Source organism: Streptomyces sp. NRRL S-495, from assembly GCF_000966955.1.
Lineage (GTDB): Bacteria > Actinomycetota > Actinomycetes > Streptomycetales > Streptomycetaceae > Kitasatospora > Kitasatospora purpeofusca.
In genome coordinates this window covers 1-601 of sequence record NZ_JZWY01000558.1, presented here as the reverse complement: position 1 = coordinate 601, position 601 = coordinate 1, and the positions used below count along the sequence as shown (strand labels likewise).

General features: G+C 76.5%; 1 protein-coding gene. It reads left to right on the top strand.

The features are described from left to right. Positions 1–100 precede the first annotated feature (100 nt). Positions 101–601, top strand: a 501-nt coding sequence (locus tag VR45_RS27085; protein ID WP_199926005.1) for a BTAD domain-containing putative transcriptional regulator, incomplete at its 3' end; no start/stop codon positions are given.

Here is a 601-nt window from a genome sequence, read left to right as displayed (position 1 = left end):
TCCTGGAGCGGTCCGGAAGCGGGTCGGCGGCAGGGGCGGAAGCGGTCCGGCGGCCGACCGGGCCGATCGGCTGATGATCAACTCTGTGTAGGGTGCTGCCATGAGGTTCGGGGTGCTCGGCCCGTTGGCCGTGTGGGACGACGACGGTGCGCCCGTCCGGGTGCCCGAGACCAAAGTGCGCGCCCTGCTGGCCGACCTGTTGCTGTACGAGGGGCGGCCGGTGCCGGCGGACCTCCTGGTCGACGACATCTGGGGCGAGGCCGTGCCCGCCAACCCGGCCAACGCGCTCCAGGCCAAGGTCTCCCAGCTGCGCCGGGCGATCGGCCGCGACCGGGTGACCCACCAGCCGGCCGGATACCGGCTCCGGCTCGACGGGGGCGCCGCCGAGGTCGACGCCGCCGGCTTCCGGGAGCTGGCCGGGCAGGCCCGCGGCGAGGCCGACGCACGCGCCCGGGCGGCGGTGCTCACCCGGGCGCTCGCCCTGTGGCGCGGAGAGCCGTACGCCGACTTCGCCGACGAGGAGTTCGTCCGCCCGGCCGCCCAGCGCCTGGCCGAGGAGCGGCTCGCCGTCGTCGAGGAGCTGGCGGAGGCCCGGCTGGAC